The organism is Vibrio sp. ER1A, from assembly GCF_000733315.1.
In the GTDB taxonomy this organism is placed as follows: domain Bacteria; phylum Pseudomonadota; class Gammaproteobacteria; order Enterobacterales; family Vibrionaceae; genus Vibrio; species Vibrio mediterranei.
This window is the reverse complement of sequence record NZ_JPJA01000095.1, coordinates 224,996-243,153: the sequence shown is the minus strand read 5'-3', so window position 1 is coordinate 243,153 and position 18,158 is coordinate 224,996. Positions and strand designations below refer to the sequence as shown.

Here is an 18,158-nt window from a genome sequence, read left to right as displayed (position 1 = left end):
ATAAATTATTTGTTATTAGCAATGACTAGATAGTAGGTATGTTTTTAGGACTAAGAGAGATATGAAAGTGAGTTAGGCTTTTTTGCTTTCAAATAATTACGAGTGGCGAGTGCCACCCGTAACGTGACATAAGGAACTAGACAAATTGAGCCATATGACGGCTCAGGTGGTATTGGTATGATTCTGCTATTGTCCGGTAGGTTTGAACGTTTTTCGCAATTGGTGTGACAGACTTTTCCTCATCTACCTCAAGCGTATTCGAACATATGTCCGTTATCTGAGTAGGTTGATAAAGGTTTTCATGAGCCCAACATGCTTGAATGGCAGCACCTACGGCTGCTGCTTCGGTCGAAATTGGACACCAAAGTGGTAGATTGGTTACGTCCGATATAAGTTGTCGCCATATTTTGCTCTTTGCCCCTCCACCTATCACACAAGCTTTACTAAATTTTACGCCCGCGTTTTCTAGCACATTAGCTCCTAGTCGTAGATTAAAAGTAACAGCCTCGACAGTGGCTTTGAGTAGGTTTTCTGGTGTGAGGTTAGTAGCCGTAATGCCTAGAAGAGCGCCACTTGCATTAGGTACATTTGGTAGGCGAGCTCCGTTAAAAAACGGCAAACAGGTAAGGCCGTCAGCGCCAATAGGACTTGATTCGAGTAGGGTATCGAACTCACTGATATCACCGTTAACAAGGTTAAGAATCTGGTTGTTTGCAGTGGTGACGTTCATGGTGCTAGCGAGCGGTAAATAACCATTTGTCGAAGAGCAAAATGCGTTTAAATCTTTGTGTTCACTACTATCTACTTGCTCGAAACTGTGTGAAAAAAGGGTACCAGATGTGCCTAAACTAATAGTTAGCTGCCCACTTCCAACATTACCCGTCCCTATGGCTGCCATCATATTGTCTCCTCCTCCTGAGGAAACTATGACATTGGCATTTAACCCAAGTCTCTCAGCTATAGAAGGGTGCAGTGTTCCTACTATTTCTTGGGATTGCAAGATGTCAGGTTGCGCTAATTCATTATTGAACTTGATAAGGGTAAGTAGATCTTCACTCATTGACTTCGAAACTGTATCAAACCAGCCTGTTCCAGAGGCATCGCCCGGCTCTACAGTAAAACGACCAGTTAGACACCAATTAAGGTAGTCATGCGGTAGCATCATTTTGTGGATCCTGCGAAAGCTAATTGGGTCATTCTCCTTTACCCACAATAGCTTACCTAACGAAAATGCCACGGGAACTTGAATGCCTAATTTCTCTACTAAGTTAAGGTCATGGGTTTGTGTAAATGCGCTGAGAGCAGCTTGAGGTCTTGTATCACACCAGAGCAAAGCGTCTCTAATCACTTGATCGTTTTGGTCTAATAACACCAAACCATGTTGTTGACCTGAAATCCCAATACCCTTTATCGCTTTTTTATGTTGCTCGATCCCCTTAAATGCTTTGTCGATAGAAGCTATGAGGGCATCAAACCATTCTTCTGGTCTTTGCTCTCTTTGTCCCAATTGTTCCATTATTGTTGAATGTGGAGTGTAGCCCTGTCCCAAAATGCCACCATCTTGCCAAATGATCGCCTTCGTTCCTTGAGTGCCACAATCGATACCAATAAACATTTTCTAATCCTTTCTAATTTGTTCGATTTGTGATCTAACACAAACAATACATGTAAAGTAGACGAAAATCGAAACTTTCAATTGAAATCCGTAACACATAATACATAAAATCATAAGCATTCGAAAGATACATGTAAGATTCTGAAACTGATTTAATGAAAAGGTATTGAGATGCTTAGTATTGCTGTTAAATCGAACAATAAACTTGAGATAGCCCAAATTTCAAAACCTACTTTGAAAAAAAGTTCGGTTCTTGTGAAGGTGCACGTCTCTGGGTTGTGTGGTTCTGATTTGCCAAGAATTTTCGATGATGGGGCCCATTTCTATCCGATTGTACTGGGACACGAATTTTCTGGGGAAGTCGTAGAAGTTGGAGAAGGGGTCCGTCAACTAAAAAACGGAGATAGAATTTCATGTGCTCCTTTAGTCCCATGTGGCAGTTGCCCTCAGTGTATGAATGGCCGATATAGCTTGTGCAGTGATTACAGCTTTATAGGATCGCGTGCACAAGGCGGAAACGCCGAGTTTGTAGAGGTTCCCGAGCAATGTTGTTTCTTGCTCGATGAGTCTGTGTCATCAATTCAAGGTGCTTTCTTCGAACCATTAACAGTTAGCCTTCACCCTATCCTGATGGCTGGTGGCGTTGAGGGTAAAGATGTGGTGGTGGTAGGTGTTGGTACTATTGGTTTACTGGCGGTGCAGGCCGTAAAAGCAATGGGAGCTGCCACTGTTACGGCGATCGATATAGCGGATGAGAAACTTTCAAAAGCTAAATCACTGGGTGCGGATTATTGTTTCAATTCACTGGACAAAGATATTCGCGAACAAATGCAATCGCTTCCTTTTGCTGGAGAGCATCAACTGATTTTGGAAACTGCAGGTAGTCCAGCTTCTGTCAAACAGTGTTTAAGCATCGCGAGCCCGAGAGCGACTGTTGCTTTAATTGGTACTCTCCATCAGGACTTAACTCTTACTCACCAGCAGTTTGGACAAATTCTCAGAAAAGAACTGACACTTTTTGGAAGTTGGATGAATTATTCCGCTCCCTATCCTGGAAAAGAGTGGGAAGTGGCTCGTGAGCTTTTCTCTAAAAATCTTATTGATACCCAATCACTATTAGATGGCGTGTATGAACCTTCAGAGTTCGTTAAACGCGTCGAAGCGCTGAACGGCAAAAGCCCAGATGGCAAAATACTTTTAAAGTGGAGCTAAGATAATGACTCTAATTCATACCAAATACTTGCTTGAGCAAGCTCAAAAATCAGGCTATGCAATCCCAGCTTTTAATATACATAACTTAGAGTCTGTTCATTGCGTTTTAGACACTGCTAAAGAGATGGACTCTCCGGTTATTCTTGCAGGAACGCCATCTACGTATCAGTACGCGGGTACACCTGAATTAGTGGCTTTGGTAGAAGCTGCAGCAAAAGACCGAGGTATGCAAGTAGCTTTGCACCTAGACCACCATACTTCTTTTGAAGATATCGAATACAAGGTAAAAGCCGGCATACGTTCGGCGATGGTAGATGGCTCCCATGCTCCATTCGAAGAAAACATCGAAATTACTCGAAAAGTTGTCGCTCTTTGTCATCGCTATGGAGCATCAGTGGAGGCTGAACTTGGTCAATTAGTGGGACAAGAGGATGACCTTATCATTGACTCCGTGGATGAACCCTACACTGACCCCGTACAAGCATTTGATTTTGCAAATCGCACTGGCATTGATTCTTTAGCTATTGCTATTGGTACTGCACATGGCCTTTATAAGGAAACACCGAAGCTAGATTTTGAACGACTCAGAGATATAGCCAGCCGAGTTTCCATTCCTTTAGTGTTGCATGGAGCATCAGGAGTGCCTTCAGATGATGTTTCGCGTTGCGTGTCTATGGGGATATGTAAAGTCAACGTAGCAACGGAACTTAAAATTGCCTATGCCGATACTCTAAAAGCTGTTTTTGAGGACGATCCTACTGTTAATGACCCTAGGGTATATAACATTGAAGCGAAAAAGGCGATGGCACGAGTTATTCGCCAGAAAATTGATATTTGTGGAAGTGCAGGTCGAATCTAAAGATAAGGAGTCAAAAATGTTGAAAAATATCAATCCTATCGTTGAACCAGAGCTACTTTTTATTCTCGCTAAAATGGGACATGGTGACGAAATTGTTTTCTCAGACATTCATTTTCCAGCCTATTCATGTGGAGACTATGTATTGCAGGCTAGAGGGTGTGAAGTGTCAGACCTTGTTGAGGCGGTTATCCCTTTGATTGAGCTCGACCAATATGTACCGGACAAAGTCGTAATGATGGCGACAGTTGGAGATGATGTTCACCCACCAGGGTTAATTGAAGAATATACTTCGAAGCTTCCGAATAATACCGAGATCTCATTTATTGATAGATTTGCTTTCTATGAGAGAGCGAAGTCCGCAAAGTGTATTGTAGTAACCGGAACCACTCGAAAGTACGGCAATATTATATTGAAGAAAGGTGTAACCCCTATTCTTTAGACGCAAACCTTAATCGCAGGTCGACAGTCAACAAAGACCAATCGGCAATGCCTTTACAAAATTGATATTGAGCTCAGATTGAGCATGGAGAACATAGCAATGACAGTAGCATATTCATACCAGCCGACAGTTGATATAGATAAAGTACCAACTAAAACACTGTATACGGGTCAAAAAATGCCGGCGGTTGGACTCGGAACTTTTGGTTCAGATCGTTTTGGGCCTGAAGAAGTATCGCAGGCAGTTTATGGTGCCATAAAGGCAGGGTATCGATTCTTGGATTGTGCCTCTATCTATGGGAATGAGGATCAGATTGGTGATGTTCTTAAACGCGCAATGAATGACTTCGGTATTGAGCGTGAGGAATTTTTCATAAACTCGAAAGTTTGGAATGACCAACATGATGATGTCATAAATGCATGTAAGAAGACTTTGAAAGACCTTCAAGTAGATTATCTCGATCTTTATATGGTTCATTGGCCGTTTCCAAATTTCCACCCTATTGGCTGTGACGGAGACTCTCGTAGTCCAGATGCTAAGCCATATATCCATGAAGACTTTATGAAAACATGGCGTCAAATGGAGCAACTTGTTGAAATGGGACTGGTTAAGGCGATTGGTACGTCGAATATGACCATAGCAAAAATGGCGTTGTTAATCAGGGATGCAAGAATAAAACCTGCAGTTAATGAGATGGAATGTCACCCATTATTTCAGCAAGAAGAATTATATAACTACATGATTAATAACGATGTAGTGCCTGTGGGATTTTGTCCGATTGGATCTCCAACAAGACCTGAGCGTGATAAAACGGCGGAAGACCTCGTGGATATTGAGAATCCAGTTATTGTTGCTGCAGCTGAGCGCTTGGGGGTTCATCCTGCGATTGTCTGTATCAAATGGGCAGTTCAGCGAGGCCATGTACCAATACCTTTCTCTGTTGCCGAAGATCAGTATGTCTCAAACCTGAAATGTGTAACTGAAAATCCATTAACGGCGGAAGAATTGGAAGCAATATCAAGAATTGATGCTAATAACCGTTTGATTAAAGGCCAAGTTTTTTTATGGGAAGGCGCTGATAGCTGGGAACAATTGTGGGATTTAGATGGTAATATTTCCGCATAGTTTGTATTTATATATCATTTACATTGCGGAATCTTTCAAATACCATTGATGTTTTTCGCAATGTGAGCCGCCACGTTGTTTCGAAGTTGTAGAGTGAGGAACGCATGAACCCGTTAAACCGTAGAGAAAAGATACTCGAGCTCCTTAAAAAAGATGGCCAGGTTGCTGTTAAAGAGTTATCAGTATTATTTGATACTTCTGAAGTTACACTTCGCTCGGATCTGAAGTTTTTGGAAAATCAGGGCAAATTAAAACGTTTCTTTGGCGGAGCACAGTCGATTGAATCCCTCCCTCTTACTCAACAAGAGTATGAAGATGAAGTGCAAATCGACAATCGATATCAATTAAATTCAGACTCCAAAGAAAGAATTGCTTGTGTGGCCGCTGGTCTCGTTAGAAAAGGTGATTCCATTATCATTGATAGTGGCAGTACCACGCATCTTGTTGCCAAATGCCTCGCTAAGGAAGGCGGGTATACTATTATCACGAATAATCTGGCGGCTTCATCAGAATTATTAGAAGCACCAGATACGACTCTAGTTATTGTTGGTGGAACATATCGCAGCAAAACGAAATCCCTTCATGGATACCAAGCGGAACAGTGCTTAAATGGTGTTCAGGCAGATGTACTTTTTGTGGGAGCTGATGGTATTGACCCCGAGAAGGGTATCACGACTTTTAATGAGGGATACGCTATTACTGGTGTAATGGCATCTTGTGTTCAAAAGGTCGTTGCAGTCGTTGATTCTGCTAAATTAGGGCGTATTGGTTTCAACAAGGTCCTAGATGCTTCTCAGATAGACACCTTAGTGACTGATAGCGGTATTCCAGCTGATACTAAAAGAAAGTTTGAAAATATTGGGTTGGAAGTAATCGTTGTTGATTAATGCTTATGTTCTTAAAAAGGCCAGCATTGCTGGCCTTTTTAGTTTTACTCACACGCTTTGGAGTACATCTCTACTACTTCTTGAATTTTGTCGATCACCAACGTTGTTGGTTCTAGGTCAATGATTCCTTCGCTAACTTTTTGATATTGTTTCGGCATATATTGACTGAGCATAGACAACGGAATTGGGTTTGCTCTTAGGTTGCTAATTAACAGGTTAAATGCGTTTTGAATCCGTGGCTCAGACCAGTAGTAGCGGATACGATCTGAGAAGCTGTAGTGGAGGTTGTTAATGATTGTCGAGTGTTTATCACCATAGTATGACTTCCAGTATTTAGGTTCATCTAGGAGAACATCATCAACCACTTTTTTGAAGCGACTGCTTTGTTCTATTGATACTATTTCTGTTTCCATTTCGGCTAGAGCAAATAGTGCTTCACGTAAAGCAAACGTGAGAGCTGGTCCAACTTTTAGGATAGCGAAATGGTTTTCTACTAAATCGCTAAGGTGTTCTTGGGTTTGATAGTCGGTTGAATGTGCTTCGTAAAGCCATGGAGTGCCTTCTATAAAGCTGGAAATCTCAGAAGCTTTCTCTTTTTTAAATCGAATGACTTTGCTGTGATCAAATTCTACCCCCGGCTGAACTACGACCGCGATTACTCTACTCAATGCTTCGCTAATTCCCAGAGCTTCAAAAGCTGTGACATGAGTGTCAATGGTATTTCGGATATCAGTGAGCTTACTTACATGTACGGTTTCGATTTCAGTAGCTTCTCCTCCAGGAACAGGCACCTCTGTACCAATTACGTAGGTGAGTTTTGATTTTAGCTCAGGAGCAATATGCGTTTCTGCTACTTTACACATTTCGGCTGACCGTTTTGCGACAATCATAGGGTCGAGAGGGATATCATCGTCAGCACAAGACATTGAGGCATCTAGGTGTATTTTTGTAAACCCTGCTTCCACATACGCTTTGATTAGCTCTAGGGATTTTGCCATAGCAGAGCTTGCACTCTCCTGCTGCCAACAGTTTGGACCTAAGTGGTCACCACCGAGAATGATTCGCTCGATGGGGAAACCGACTTTAATTGCAATATCATGAACGTAGTTTACGAAGTCTTTCGGGTGCATTCCCGTATAACCACCAAATTGATTCACCTGGTTTGATGTTGCTTCGATCAATACTTGCTTTCCCGACGTAAGTTCGTATTTTAGTGCAGCTTCAATGACTAATGGGTGAGCTGAACATACGGAGTAAATGCCCAACTTCTGATTGTCTTCCTTGTGTGATCTTACGAGTTCTTTCACAGCTAATCTCCAGTTAAAATTATCTATTCCGTCTTTCAGCGACGCTATATCGCTGATTGATATCTCTACTAATGATAATTCAAAATCAACCGAATGTCTTCGATTATTTACGAATTCGAAAGTTTATGTGATACTAGTAGTGTTTATAAGGTTTTTACTAAGTGGGATACCATTTTTCTCTGATTTTTTGATTCCGTTATGTTTCTTTTGGTTTCGATTTTGTATTGTTAAGGGAAGTTAAAAATAGTTTGCGGTGAGCTCATCAGCTAACAATATTGCGCACTTCCAGAGTTTACAGAGTGATAATATAGCCTTTGCTTGTTAACTGGAGTTGTTGCCATAGTTCAAGGGTTTGTAGGCGATACGGATTTTGTCGAGGAGATTTTGTGGTTCAGCAACTAATAATTATGCTGGTTCTTATAGGTGTCAGCTTTTTTGTGGGAATGCTTATTCAGCACTATGCGCCGACACGCTCAGAGGCTTTAAGGTCATTGGCGAGTCAATCATCGCTACTACTCATTATTCCTTTTGCCGTCATTAACTCTTTGTGGCAGTTGAGTGGTGTAGATACTGAGTTACTGATTGTGCCGTTGCTGGGAGTTGGAGTTATTGGCTCTGGTGCAGTAACAGCTATCTTCATTTCTCGTATTTTCTCTTTATCGCGGATTGATTTTGCCTCCTTACTCCCCACTACCAGTTTCTACAATATTGGTGCTTTAGGTGCGTTGTTTGCCTTTGTGTTTTTTGGTGAAGATGGTGTGGCCTTGCTTGCGCTATTCAAGTTATTTGAAGAAGCGATCTATTTTGGCTTGATATTTCCTTACTGTCGCGCGCAGGGAAAAACAATGGGTGACAAAGCTCATCATTTTTGGCGTAATCCTGTTTTCGTGGTGTCTGTCAGTGCTTTATGTACGGGATTACTCTTGTCTGTTACCGATGTACGTCGACCTTCCATTTTGTCAGATGTTAGTCAATGGCTTATACCACTTGGTAGCTTGTTACTTGTATTTGCCGCTGGACTAACTTTTCATCTTGCTGGTTCGAGAAAGTGGGCTAGAATTGCGATAACTGCGTCTATGACAAGGATTGCGTTTGGTGTTCTATTTGTCTTATTTGCTTTTTGGTCTTTGGATATCTGGAGTGCAGCTAGCGGAGTCTTGCTGCCGCTTTGTATCATGCTAGCCTGCATGCCTTGTGGCTTTATCGGGGTATTACCTGCTAGGCTGTATGGTTTGAACACGGCGGTGGCGAATACATGTTGGATCGTGACATACTTTATGTCACTTGTTGTAGGCACGTTTTATTTCTTAGTTTCCTGGAGTGGATGAGAGATCGTAGTTTAACCCTCAATCCACAGCATACATGCACAATTACCTTGGACACTCACCCCAATCACATTCAACTTGATAAACAAGCTCATCGATCTTTTTCGGCTTCAAACGGTCTTGTTCACCTATAGACAATTCATTTGCAACTTGTGCTTCGAACAGCGACCAGTGTTTGACCAAACATTCATCCAGATCTGTGGTTTCCTGTGACCATGTTTCTTTGAGCATTGGAAGCATACAAGCAGAACCGTGGGCGAACATCATCAGTTTCCACTTCAGCTCATGCATAATGAGTGGAGTTTGTGGGGAATTTGCATTGTAGTCATCAACCAACTTGAACACGATGCTCTCAATTTCTCCGGTGCTATCAATAAAGTAGTCGAAGAATTCATTTTCTTGACGCATTGCGTCTGCGATAAGTTGGATCGGTTGGGGAATGACAATGCAGTGAGCCAACATACCTACAGCAAAACGGTAGACTTTTACATTCGCGGGAGTGTCTTCTGGAAGCTGATCGAGAAGATAACGAATGTACTTTTGCATATACGCGTGAAGGTGGTCGCTGATGCCATACCAAATTTGTTCTTTGCTACCGAAGTGGTGACGAATCAAACTATGAGAGACGCCTGCGCGCTCACTAATATTGCGTATGGATACACGCTCATAGCCTAGCTCACAAAACATTTCTGCTGCGACCGTCATGATCAGGTTTTTCGTCTCTTCCGCTGCCGTTGCGCTGCGACGACCTTTTTTCTTTTCCACTCGATACCTTCTAAATTCAATCAATCCTATACAGAGTACTGCAATAGTGTGCTCGACGACAAGATTCTCATCAATCCTGTCATCAAGAGCAGTAAATTTACTGAGTTAATGTCACGACTTCTTCATATAACTAAAAGCGATAAAGTTAGTCTTAAATATTATACTGCACACGCGTGCAATATCTATTGATCTCTTTCAAATTATACTTATACTGCACACTTGTAAAGTAATTAACTGCACAAGTGTAAAATATAATTTGGGATAATTATTATGAAAACCCATCGTCTATTCAAAACTAGTGGTTTGATGGTCTTGCCTTTACTGGCGGCCATCGGCCTGACCGGTTGTAATCAAGCACAGTCGGAAATCAATGAACCCGTGATCAAGCCGGTTAAAGTGGTCGAAGTTCCAGAGTTGAATTTCTCGCCGGTGAGCAGTTACTTAGCGCAAGTGGATGCCACAGACCGAGCACAGCTATCGTTTCAGGTAGCAGGACAAATATCTTCGATAGATGTGAAGATGGGTGAAGCGGTGAGAGCGGGTGAAATTCTAGCGACACTTGACCCAACGGACTATCAAGTGGCCCTGGATGCTCGTCAAGCTGAGTTTGATCTCGCACAGTCGCAACTAAAACGTGCCCAGCAGTTATTTGCTAAGAAGCTTATCAGTGCCGATGCCTTTGATCGCAATGAAACACAGTTTAAGGCTGCACAGGCGTCACTTGAGCAAGCTAAGGCGGATTTAGGCTACACACAAATTATCGCTCCGTTTGATGGTGTGGTGTCCGTTACTCACCAAAAACCATACGAAGTGGTCGGTGCCAAGCAACCCATTCTGAATCTAATTAGTAGCCAAGATTTAGACGTGACGTTCGCCATTCCTGTCACTGAAGTGAAGAATATGACGCTTGATGAGCTTAAGCATCAGCACTTTTTCGTCACGTTAGATAGCCACCGTAATCAACGTATTGAAGCATCCTTTAGAGAGATTGCGATGCAGCCTGATCTTGATACCAATAGCTATGCGGCGTCAGTAAAAATCACTAAGCCAGAAAATATCAATGTACTCGCAGGCATGTCGGGCCAAGTACATATACAAAGTGAAACCACAGAACGTGCGTTTTCTTTGCCTGTTGCCGCTTGGATTAACCAGAACGAAACCAGCGGTAAGGTTTGGCGCTTTGACCCTGCGACCCGTCAAGTTCATCAAATTCAGCTTTCGCTTAATGAAAAAGGTGATGTGACGGCTGGTTTACAACAAGGCGACCAAATTGTTGTGGCTGGTGCGGCAAACTTAGCCGAAGGACAGCAAGTCAAATTATGGACTCGTGAGGGTGGTATCTAGTGAAAAAGTCAATATTAGCATTAGGCTTAGCTGCGCTTGCATTGCAAGGCTGCTATTCAGATATCACAGTACGTGAGCGAGCACCTTTGCAGGTGGAGACGATTGAAGTCAAAAAGCCTGTTGAACAGCAATATCGCGAATTTCGTGGCCAAGTGGTCACAGCAGAACAGACCAATCTGGCGTTCCGTATTCAAGGCGAAATCTCACACTTACTCGTGAAGTCCGGTCAATCGGTGAAGAAAGGTCAAGTTGTCGCAAAGCTTGATGACCAAAAACTTCAGCAGCAGTACCGTGATGCACAAGCACAATACGAGCTAGCGACCAAGCAATTGCGTCGTGGTGCGGAATTATTTTCAAGAGACATGATCTCTAGCTCTGAGCTGGATGAATTAACGTCCAACAAGCAGCTTGCGAAAGCGCAGTATCAGAACATTCAACATCAGATTCAATATACCAACTTGAAGGCTCCTTTTGCAGGCGTGGTCGCGAGTGTGGATAAAGAGCGTTTTGAGAATGTTGGAGCGGGTGAGACCGTAGTGTCTATCTATCAAGACGACAAAGTGTACGTGAAAATCAGTTTGTCGGACTACATTCTTGCATCGATTACTCCACAGGCTCAGAAAAATGCCTATCAGCCAAGAGCCTATTTTTCTGGTGTAGATCAAAGCTACAGCATGACCTATTTGGAGCACTCTAGCGAACCAGATTCACAAAGCCGTGCTTATGAGTTGTGGCTACAGATGCCTCAACCAGCTGAGAAAATCCTTCCTGGTACGAGTGTTGCCGTGAACGTGGACATGGTGGCAGCAGGGCTAAGTTCAATCCAAGGCTATCAACTACCGATGACCGTGCTTGAGGCTGGTACTAAGCCAGGCGAGTTCTTTGTATGGAAACATGCTGAAGGAGTCGTCACTAAGACACCTGTTCATGTGGACCAAGTGAACAGTTTCGGCGTGATTGTTGATACTGGTGTTACCCAAGGTGACGTGTTGGTGAGCTCTAACTTGAGAAAACTGAGAGATGGTGAAGAAGTGGCTCTCAAGGGGAATAAATAACAATGAGTTTAACGGAATATTCAATTAAGAACCGCGTCATCAGCTGGTTGTTTCTAGTCATTTTAGCTATCGGCGGCGTGCAATCTTTTATGGATCTAGGTCGTTTGGAAGACCCTGCATTTACCATTAAAGATGCAATGATTGTTTCTACCTATCCGGGGGCAACATCCACGGAAGTCGAAGAAGAACTGACGTATCCATTAGAGAAAGAAATCCGCAAACTCCCTTATATCGATAACATCAAATCGACATCATCTTCGGGTCTTTCTCAAATCATGGTTAGTATGAAAATGGACTATGGTCCTGATGAGTTGCCACAGATTTGGGATGAGATGCGCCGAAAAATCAATGATCTACAACCGCAGCTCCCAAATGGTGTGAGCTCGGTACAAATCATTGACGATTTTGGTGATGTGTTTGGCGTAATGATCATGCTCACGGGTGATGGCTATGATTATGTTGAGCTTAAGCGCTATGCGGATTATTTAAGCAGAGAGCTTGAGTTAGTCGATGGCGTAGGCAAAGTGGCCATTGCAGGCGACCAGCAAGAGATGTTGTTTGTTGAGTTGTCTCTAGAAAGGTTGTCAGCACTGAACCTGGATATGAATGCGGTGATGGGATTGCTTAATCAGCAAAACAGCGTGCTTTCCTCTGGCGAGATTATGATTAATGGCGAAAGCTTAGCGATTCGTCCAAACGGTAGCTTAGATTCCGTTGAGTCATTGGAAAATCTGATTATCCATGGTCGTGATACCGGAAACTTGATTCGTCTTAAAGATGTCGCGGATATTTCAAAAGGTATTCAAGAGAAACCGTCGAATGTGATTACGTTTAACGGTAAACCGGCTATTAACCTGGCGATTTCATTTTCGTCTGGGGTTAACGTAGTGGAAGTTGGTAAGGCGTTAGATGTACAGCTGAAATCACTAGAAAGCATCAAACCTGCGGGTATTCATCTTGATTACTTCTACAATCAATCGGCGGAAGTAGATAAGTCAGTTCAAGACTTTGTAGTCAGCCTTGCTCAAGCGGTTGGAATCGTCATTTTAGTGCTGCTGTTTACCATGGGAATGCGTAGCGGCATCATCATTGGTGCGGTTTTGCTGCTAACGGTGTTTGGTACTTTCATTATGATGAGTATCAATAATATCGAGCTACATCGTATTTCTCTGGGCGCGTTGATTATTGCTCTGGGTATGCTGGTGGATAATGCCATCGTGATTGTAGAAGGCATTTTAGTGGGGCTAAAACAAGGCCAAACCAAGAAGCAAGCCGCAATGGGTATCGCTAAGCAAACCCAATGGCCACTGCTCGGTGCAACCGTAATTGCGATCACAGCATTTGCGCCTATTGGTTTGTCTCAGGATGCAACTGGTGAATTCATGGGGTCTCTATTTTGGGTTCTGTGTTATTCACTGTTCCTAAGTTGGATTACCGCGTTAACGTTGACTCCGTTCTTGGCTGACTTACTGCTGAAGGAATCAGACAAAAACGAGAGCGCAGATGACTCTGACCCATATAAAGGTGTTTTGTTCACGGTCTTCCGTTGGTCATTAAAACTTGCTCTAAAGCTGCGTTGGTTAACCGTCGCGGGCATGGTAGCAATGCTCATTGCCGCGGTGATGGCGTTTGGTTTGGTGAAACAGTCATTTTTCCCACCATCTAATACGCCAATGTTCTTTGTCGATATGTGGATGCCTGAAGGAACGGATATTCGTCAGACACTTAAGCAAACAGAAAAAGTGGAGCAATACATTCAAGCGCAGGATAACGTTGAGTTCGTCTCTACGTCGGTTGGCCAAGGACTGCAACGCTTCATGTTGACCTATCAACCAGAGAAGAGCTACGAAGGCTATGCTCAGCTACAAGTTCGAGCAACTAGTCGCGACAATATGTTTGAGCTATTACATAAGTTAGATGATAACTTAGCGAGCGAATTTGCCGCACCAACGTTCCAGCTACGTTTAATGGAGTTCGGTCCGTCTCCTGCTTCAAAGATCGAGGCTCGTATTATAGGTCCAGATCCTCAGGTACTACGTGATATTGCGGTACAAGTTGAAGATGTACTGATTGCTGATCCTGGGGCGCGAAACATTCGACATGATTGGCGTGAAAGAACCAAAGAGCTCATCCCTCAATTCAACGAGTCGAAAGCGCGTCGTTTGGGTATCTCTAAAGAGGACTTATCGAACACACTTCAGCTGGCATTTGGTGGCAATACCATTGGCGTATTCCGTGACGGAACTCAGATGCTACCCATCGTGACTCGCTTAATTGAAGATGAGCGTGTGGACTATGCATCTTTGCAGAATATTTCCATATGGAGCCCAATGCTTCAGACCTATGTTCCGGTCGAGCAAGTCATTGACAATGTTACATTGGATTGGCAAGAACCTATTATTCAACGTCGTGATAGAAAACGCACATTAACCGTACTTGCAGACCACGATGTGCTTGGAGATGAGACCGCAGCAAGTTTATTCGCTCGTGTTAAGCCACAGGTAGAATCACTGCCTCTGCCTGATGGCTACACGATCGAATGGGGTGGCGAATATGAGTCATCGAAGGATGCGCAAGAAGCGATGTTCAAATCCTTGCCTATGGGTTATTTGTTGATGTTCATTATTACCATGTTGCTATTCAACTCATTGAAAAAGCCTTTGGTGATATGGCTTACTGTTCCACTGTCGATCATTGGTGTCGCATTTGGTCTCTTACTATCCAATATGCCATTCAGCTTTACGGCGTTACTTGGTCTGTTAAGCCTGAGCGGTATGATTCTGAAAAACGGCATTGTGCTGATGGATCAGATCAATCTTGAGTTGGAAAGTGGCAAAGATCCGTATTTAGCGATTGTTGATAGTGCTGTGAGTCGTGTGCGTCCAGTGAGTATGGCTGCTTTGACAACTATTTTGGGGATGATCCCGCTAGTGTTTGATGCGTTCTTTGGCTCTATGGCGGTGACGATCATGGCTGGACTTGGATTTGCGACGGTACTGACTTTGATCGTGGTGCCAGTATTGTTTGCTATTTTCTTCAATATCAAACCAGCTAAGTAACTATCTAACGAAATTAAAGCGTCGAGCCTACTCTTAAGAGTAGGCTTTTTTGTGTAAGTCAAATGCGCACTTTGTTGATTATCAGTAGTGATACGTGATTTTCGCAGCAAGATGACATAATTTGCTCGCATCTTGTTACACTTTCGGTTTTTTAGAGGGGTTTGTAAGTTAATTTCGAAATCTTGATCAAAAATTCGCAAAATAATGACCAAGAATTTGGAATAGCCGCCACATTTTTTGCAATGATCGTTTTGTAATTCTATCGACCTTTTACACAATATGGTCACGAAATGATCAGACCAGCTGGAGACAATGACAATGCCAACTAACTACTGCGCAGCATGCAAGAAAGATACAGCCCACAAAGCCGTGATGCGACGCAGTCCAAATGATAGTACTTCCATGCTCCAGAGCTTCCAGCAATTAATGTCTCAACTTGTCACAGGTAGTGGTTATTACAAACTAGAGCGTCAGCTGTATTGCCGAGTTTGTAATAAGCAAAACCAAGAAGCGGCAAAACCAGTCATGAGTCAGCAAGCAAACTTAGCGTAACTTTTTCAGGCTCCCTACGTTTAACCTTTTGGTTTTGTTGTGAGTTTGTGATCTGACGTCTATTTACATGCATAACGATTGATTTACAATCGAGAGAATGTCCATTCGCTCGAGATAAATCAATGGCTTCGCTCGCATTAGATAAAATCGATTTAGAAATCCTAAGAATACTCAGTCTTAAAGGTCGCATGCCGATTGTTGAGTTGGCTAAACAGGTCAATCTAACAACGTCTCCCTGTTCTGATCGGGTTAAGCGACTAGAAAAAGAAGGCTTCATTCTTGGGTATCATGCGGAGCTCAATCCAGAAAAACTGAATTTGGATGTCCAAGTCTTCATTCATATTCGACTCGATCAAACCAGTTTTTCCATCTTCGAGAAGTTTGCCAAAGCGGTAGAACTGATGCCTGAAATCGAAGAGTGTTATTCTCTGTCGGGTGACTTCGACACAATGATCAAAGTTCGCACCAAAGATATGAAGTCCTATCAGGCATTTATGTCCACCAAGTTGGGTACTTTGCCGGGGGTGATTCAAACTCGCAGTGAAGTGGTCATTGAGGAGCATAAAACTGGCTTCGGGGTTAACCCTGAACTTTTGGACACGCTCACTACCTAAACCATACAAATCATTACCTTTATCCTCTTGTTTTAAACGAAATGACTGCTTGTTTTCTATACAGGCACCTTTTGGTATTTCGTTTTTGAGACTACCCCTGATTTAATTCTAATTTCATTTTATATAACGATAAATATCTGATATTTACATTACGCATATAAATTAGAAATGAAGATTAACAAACCTATAATGCTTAAATGTGCGAGAGTGCATATCAAGTAAGTAGTGTTTGGGTATCGAAGTAACTGTTTTTTGAACTTTTAACCAGAGTGAAGTCGGTTTTAAAAGGAGCTCGCCATGAGTATCGCTGCATTAATGGGGCTTGTGAATGTCACAGGAACCCTAGTTCTTGATTCACAAGGAAAATTGGTCGTATTACCAGAAGGGGTTGCCCCCCGACCTGGAGACGTGGTGCTTGAACAGGTTGCCGAGCAGCCTAGCAATGAATTAGAGGGCATTAAGCTAGCTCAAGTCGACGTTCCAAGTGATGATTTTGGCTCAAGTCTACTGCAAGGTGATCAAGATGCACTAGACATCATTGCTCAAATTGAATCCGGTGAAGACCCGACCCAAAATGAAGATCAAGCGACGGCGGCCGGTGATGGACTAAGCTCCAGTATATCCGATGCGGCAACCGTTGAAGCGATAAACCCGCAAGTTCAAGCTGCGACTTTCTTCGAAACTACAGGACTTGACCCTCGCAGTCTTAACGATACCCAGACTAATGCACTCCTAGATATTTTCTCTAATGCTGCCCCTGTTACTGTATTTGATTTACGCAATTATGATGAAGAGTCGCAAGATGGTGAGTTAAACCTCGACTTTCCCATCGATCCGAATGGTGATGTGCTGACGCTCACTGTTACAGAGCTTCCTAAATTAGGTACCCTAACACTCGCTGATGGCACTCCGGTTACGTTAGGTCAGCAGTTAACGCAAGCTGAGTTTGAAAGTTTACAATTTGATGCGCCAATGGAATACACCGTAGGTGAAGATGCTGGCCAATTTACCTACACAGTTGACGATGGTCGTGGGGAGATAAACTCTGTCCAGTCGGGTGGTGTAGCCATCAACATCAATTCCATCAATGATATTCCTGTAATAGTCGAACCAGGGGAAGGGAGCGTAACCGAATCTGGTCACTTCGATAACGGCGATATTGACGCAGGAAATAACACTGCAACTGGCCAAGTTGTTGCGACAGATAACGATACCGACTCGGTTCTTGCTTATTCAGTCGCTAACCAATCTGACCAATACGGCTCTATCTCTATTGATAGCAAGACTGGTGAATGGACCTATACCCTAAACAACACTTCTACCGCTACACAAGCTCTAGCAGAAGGTCAAACAGCTACATCTGAATTCACGGTTTTGGTTACCGATGATAAAGGTGCGGTGGTAACCGATACGATTGTAATCACTATTAATGGGACGAATGATAAGCCAGAGTTTTCAGTAAATAACAAAAACTCTGGTTCAGTCATTGAATCAGGTCATGATGCTGCAGGTAATACTGAATCTGGCTCTCCAGTTGCTAAGGGAACATTACATGCTGAAGACGTAGATGCAGGGTCACAACTCAAATTTTCCGTTCAAGATGGCAACAGCGAATATGGAAAACTGGTTCTACAAGAAGACGGACAGTGGAGTTTCACTCTTGATAATACTGCAACAGCAACACAAGCGTTAAACGCTGGTGATTCAATAGATCTTGCATTTCCTGTGGTTGTAACTGACGAATTTGGTGCGGTCAGTTCAGACACGATAACTATTACTATCACTGGCACTAATGATTTGCCTACAGTTTTGAGTGGCTCAACTGCAACTTTAACCGAAGATGTTGACGTCAACTTTTTTGGCAACTTAGTTGCGACGGATAAATTGGTTATTAGAGATGTTGATGCTGGTGAGGAGGTATTCAATGCTGGAGAGGCGATTCCTGTCGGCACAACTTGGGGCGCTTTGAGTATCCAAGAAGATGGCACGTGGACGTATAC

The 18,158-nt window shown here is 43.0% G+C and carries 15 protein-coding genes; 12 read left to right on the top strand and 3 right to left on the bottom strand.

All coding sequences use genetic code 11. From position 1 onward, the window contains the following. Window positions 1–136 precede the first annotated feature (136 nt). Complete coding sequence (xylB, locus tag HW45_RS26105; RefSeq protein WP_038230876.1) at window positions 137–1,615, bottom strand: xylulokinase; 1,479 nt, start codon at window positions 1,613–1,615, stop codon at window positions 137–139. 171 nt (window positions 1,616–1,786) lie between these two features. On the opposite strand from xylB, the gene HW45_RS26100 reads away from it, so the two are divergent. The 5 genes from HW45_RS26100 (at window position 1,787) to HW45_RS26080 (ending at window position 6,137) form a co-directional block, all read left to right on the top strand. Further along, complete coding sequence (locus HW45_RS26100) at window positions 1,787–2,827, top strand: alcohol dehydrogenase catalytic domain-containing protein (RefSeq protein WP_038230875.1); 1,041 nt, start codon at window positions 1,787–1,789, stop codon at window positions 2,825–2,827. Between the two features lie 4 nt (window positions 2,828–2,831). Continuing rightward, window positions 2,832–3,686: a tagatose-bisphosphate aldolase subunit GatY gene (gene gatY / locus HW45_RS26095; protein WP_038230874.1), complete on the top strand. Its 855-nt coding sequence runs from the start codon at window positions 2,832–2,834 to the stop codon at window positions 3,684–3,686. 16 nt (window positions 3,687–3,702) lie between these two features. Further along, a complete protein-coding gene (gene fucU, locus HW45_RS26090; RefSeq protein ID WP_006070253.1) occupies window positions 3,703–4,125 on the top strand; it encodes an L-fucose mutarotase in 423 nt (140 codons plus the stop codon). Between the two features lie 99 nt (window positions 4,126–4,224). Further along, complete coding sequence (locus HW45_RS26085) at window positions 4,225–5,250, top strand: aldo/keto reductase (protein ID WP_006070252.1); 1,026 nt, start codon at window positions 4,225–4,227, stop codon at window positions 5,248–5,250. Between the two features lie 104 nt (window positions 5,251–5,354). Continuing rightward, complete coding sequence (locus HW45_RS26080; protein ID WP_006070251.1) at window positions 5,355–6,137, top strand: DeoR/GlpR family DNA-binding transcription regulator; 783 nt, start codon at window positions 5,355–5,357, stop codon at window positions 6,135–6,137. A gap of 44 nt (window positions 6,138–6,181) precedes the next feature. Here HW45_RS26080 and gatZ read toward each other — a convergent pair whose 3' ends face one another. Continuing rightward, complete coding sequence (gene gatZ / locus HW45_RS26075; protein WP_038230873.1) at window positions 6,182–7,444, bottom strand: tagatose-bisphosphate aldolase subunit GatZ; 1,263 nt, start codon at window positions 7,442–7,444, stop codon at window positions 6,182–6,184. Window positions 7,445–7,830: 386 nt separating this feature from the next. On the opposite strand from gatZ, the gene HW45_RS26070 reads away from it, so the two are divergent. Next, window positions 7,831–8,772 carry an AEC family transporter gene (locus HW45_RS26070; RefSeq protein WP_038230872.1) on the top strand — a complete coding sequence of 314 codons (942 nt, stop codon included), beginning with the start codon at window positions 7,831–7,833 and terminating at the stop codon, window positions 8,770–8,772. A gap of 42 nt (window positions 8,773–8,814) precedes the next feature. Here HW45_RS26070 and HW45_RS26065 read toward each other — a convergent pair whose 3' ends face one another. After that, window positions 8,815–9,534 (bottom strand): TetR/AcrR family transcriptional regulator, encoded by a 720-nt coding sequence (locus tag HW45_RS26065; protein ID WP_038230871.1) that lies wholly within the window; start codon window positions 9,532–9,534, stop codon window positions 8,815–8,817. A 270-nt stretch (window positions 9,535–9,804) separates the two neighbouring features. On the opposite strand from HW45_RS26065, the gene HW45_RS26060 reads away from it, so the two are divergent. The 6 genes from HW45_RS26060 to HW45_RS26035 form a co-directional block, all read left to right on the top strand. Continuing rightward, window positions 9,805–10,878: an efflux RND transporter periplasmic adaptor subunit gene (locus HW45_RS26060; protein WP_038230869.1), complete on the top strand. Its 1,074-nt coding sequence runs from the start codon at window positions 9,805–9,807 to the stop codon at window positions 10,876–10,878. Further along, window positions 10,878–11,933, top strand: a complete 1,056-nt coding sequence (locus HW45_RS26055) for an efflux RND transporter periplasmic adaptor subunit (protein ID WP_038230868.1) — start codon at window positions 10,878–10,880, stop codon at window positions 11,931–11,933. The genes HW45_RS26060 and HW45_RS26055 overlap by 1 nt, the downstream gene beginning before the upstream one ends. Window positions 11,934–11,935: 2 nt before the next feature. Then, the gene (locus HW45_RS26050; RefSeq protein ID WP_038230867.1) at window positions 11,936–14,992 is read left to right on the top strand and encodes an efflux RND transporter permease subunit; all 3,057 of its coding nucleotides are present in this window, start codon (window positions 11,936–11,938) and stop codon (window positions 14,990–14,992) included. A 312-nt stretch (window positions 14,993–15,304) separates the two neighbouring features. Then, complete coding sequence (locus HW45_RS26045) at window positions 15,305–15,544, top strand: hypothetical protein (protein ID WP_231892911.1); 240 nt, start codon at window positions 15,305–15,307, stop codon at window positions 15,542–15,544. 122 nt (window positions 15,545–15,666) lie between these two features. Then, complete coding sequence (locus tag HW45_RS26040) at window positions 15,667–16,158, top strand: Lrp/AsnC family transcriptional regulator (RefSeq protein ID WP_006070243.1); 492 nt, start codon at window positions 15,667–15,669, stop codon at window positions 16,156–16,158. 297 nt (window positions 16,159–16,455) lie between these two features. Continuing rightward, window positions 16,456–18,158 (top strand): VCBS domain-containing protein (locus HW45_RS26035; protein ID WP_038230866.1); only part of this gene is annotated, 1,703 nt, incomplete at its 3' end.

Bases quoted from the DNA above. Each gene is read 5' to 3' on its own strand.
- HW45_RS26080 (WP_006070251.1), top strand. From the start codon at position 5,355: ATGAACCCGTTAAACCGTAGAGAAAAGATACTCGAGCTCCTTAAAAAA.
- gatY (WP_038230874.1), top strand. From the start codon at position 2,832: ATGACTCTAATTCATACCAAATACTTGCTTGAGCAAGCTCAAAAATCA.
- xylB (WP_038230876.1), bottom strand. From the start codon at position 1,615: ATGTTTATTGGTATCGATTGTGGCACTCAAGGAACGAAGGCGATCATT.
- HW45_RS26100 (WP_038230875.1), top strand. From the start codon at position 1,787: ATGCTTAGTATTGCTGTTAAATCGAACAATAAACTTGAGATAGCCCAA.
- HW45_RS26050 (WP_038230867.1), top strand. From the start codon at position 11,936: ATGAGTTTAACGGAATATTCAATTAAGAACCGCGTCATCAGCTGGTTG.
- HW45_RS26045 (WP_231892911.1), top strand. From the start codon at position 15,305: ATGACAATGCCAACTAACTACTGCGCAGCATGCAAGAAAGATACAGCC.
- HW45_RS26040 (WP_006070243.1), top strand. From the start codon at position 15,667: ATGGCTTCGCTCGCATTAGATAAAATCGATTTAGAAATCCTAAGAATA.
- HW45_RS26085 (WP_006070252.1), top strand. From the start codon at position 4,225: ATGACAGTAGCATATTCATACCAGCCGACAGTTGATATAGATAAAGTA.
- fucU (WP_006070253.1), top strand. From the start codon at position 3,703: ATGTTGAAAAATATCAATCCTATCGTTGAACCAGAGCTACTTTTTATT.
- HW45_RS26060 (WP_038230869.1), top strand. From the start codon at position 9,805: ATGAAAACCCATCGTCTATTCAAAACTAGTGGTTTGATGGTCTTGCCT.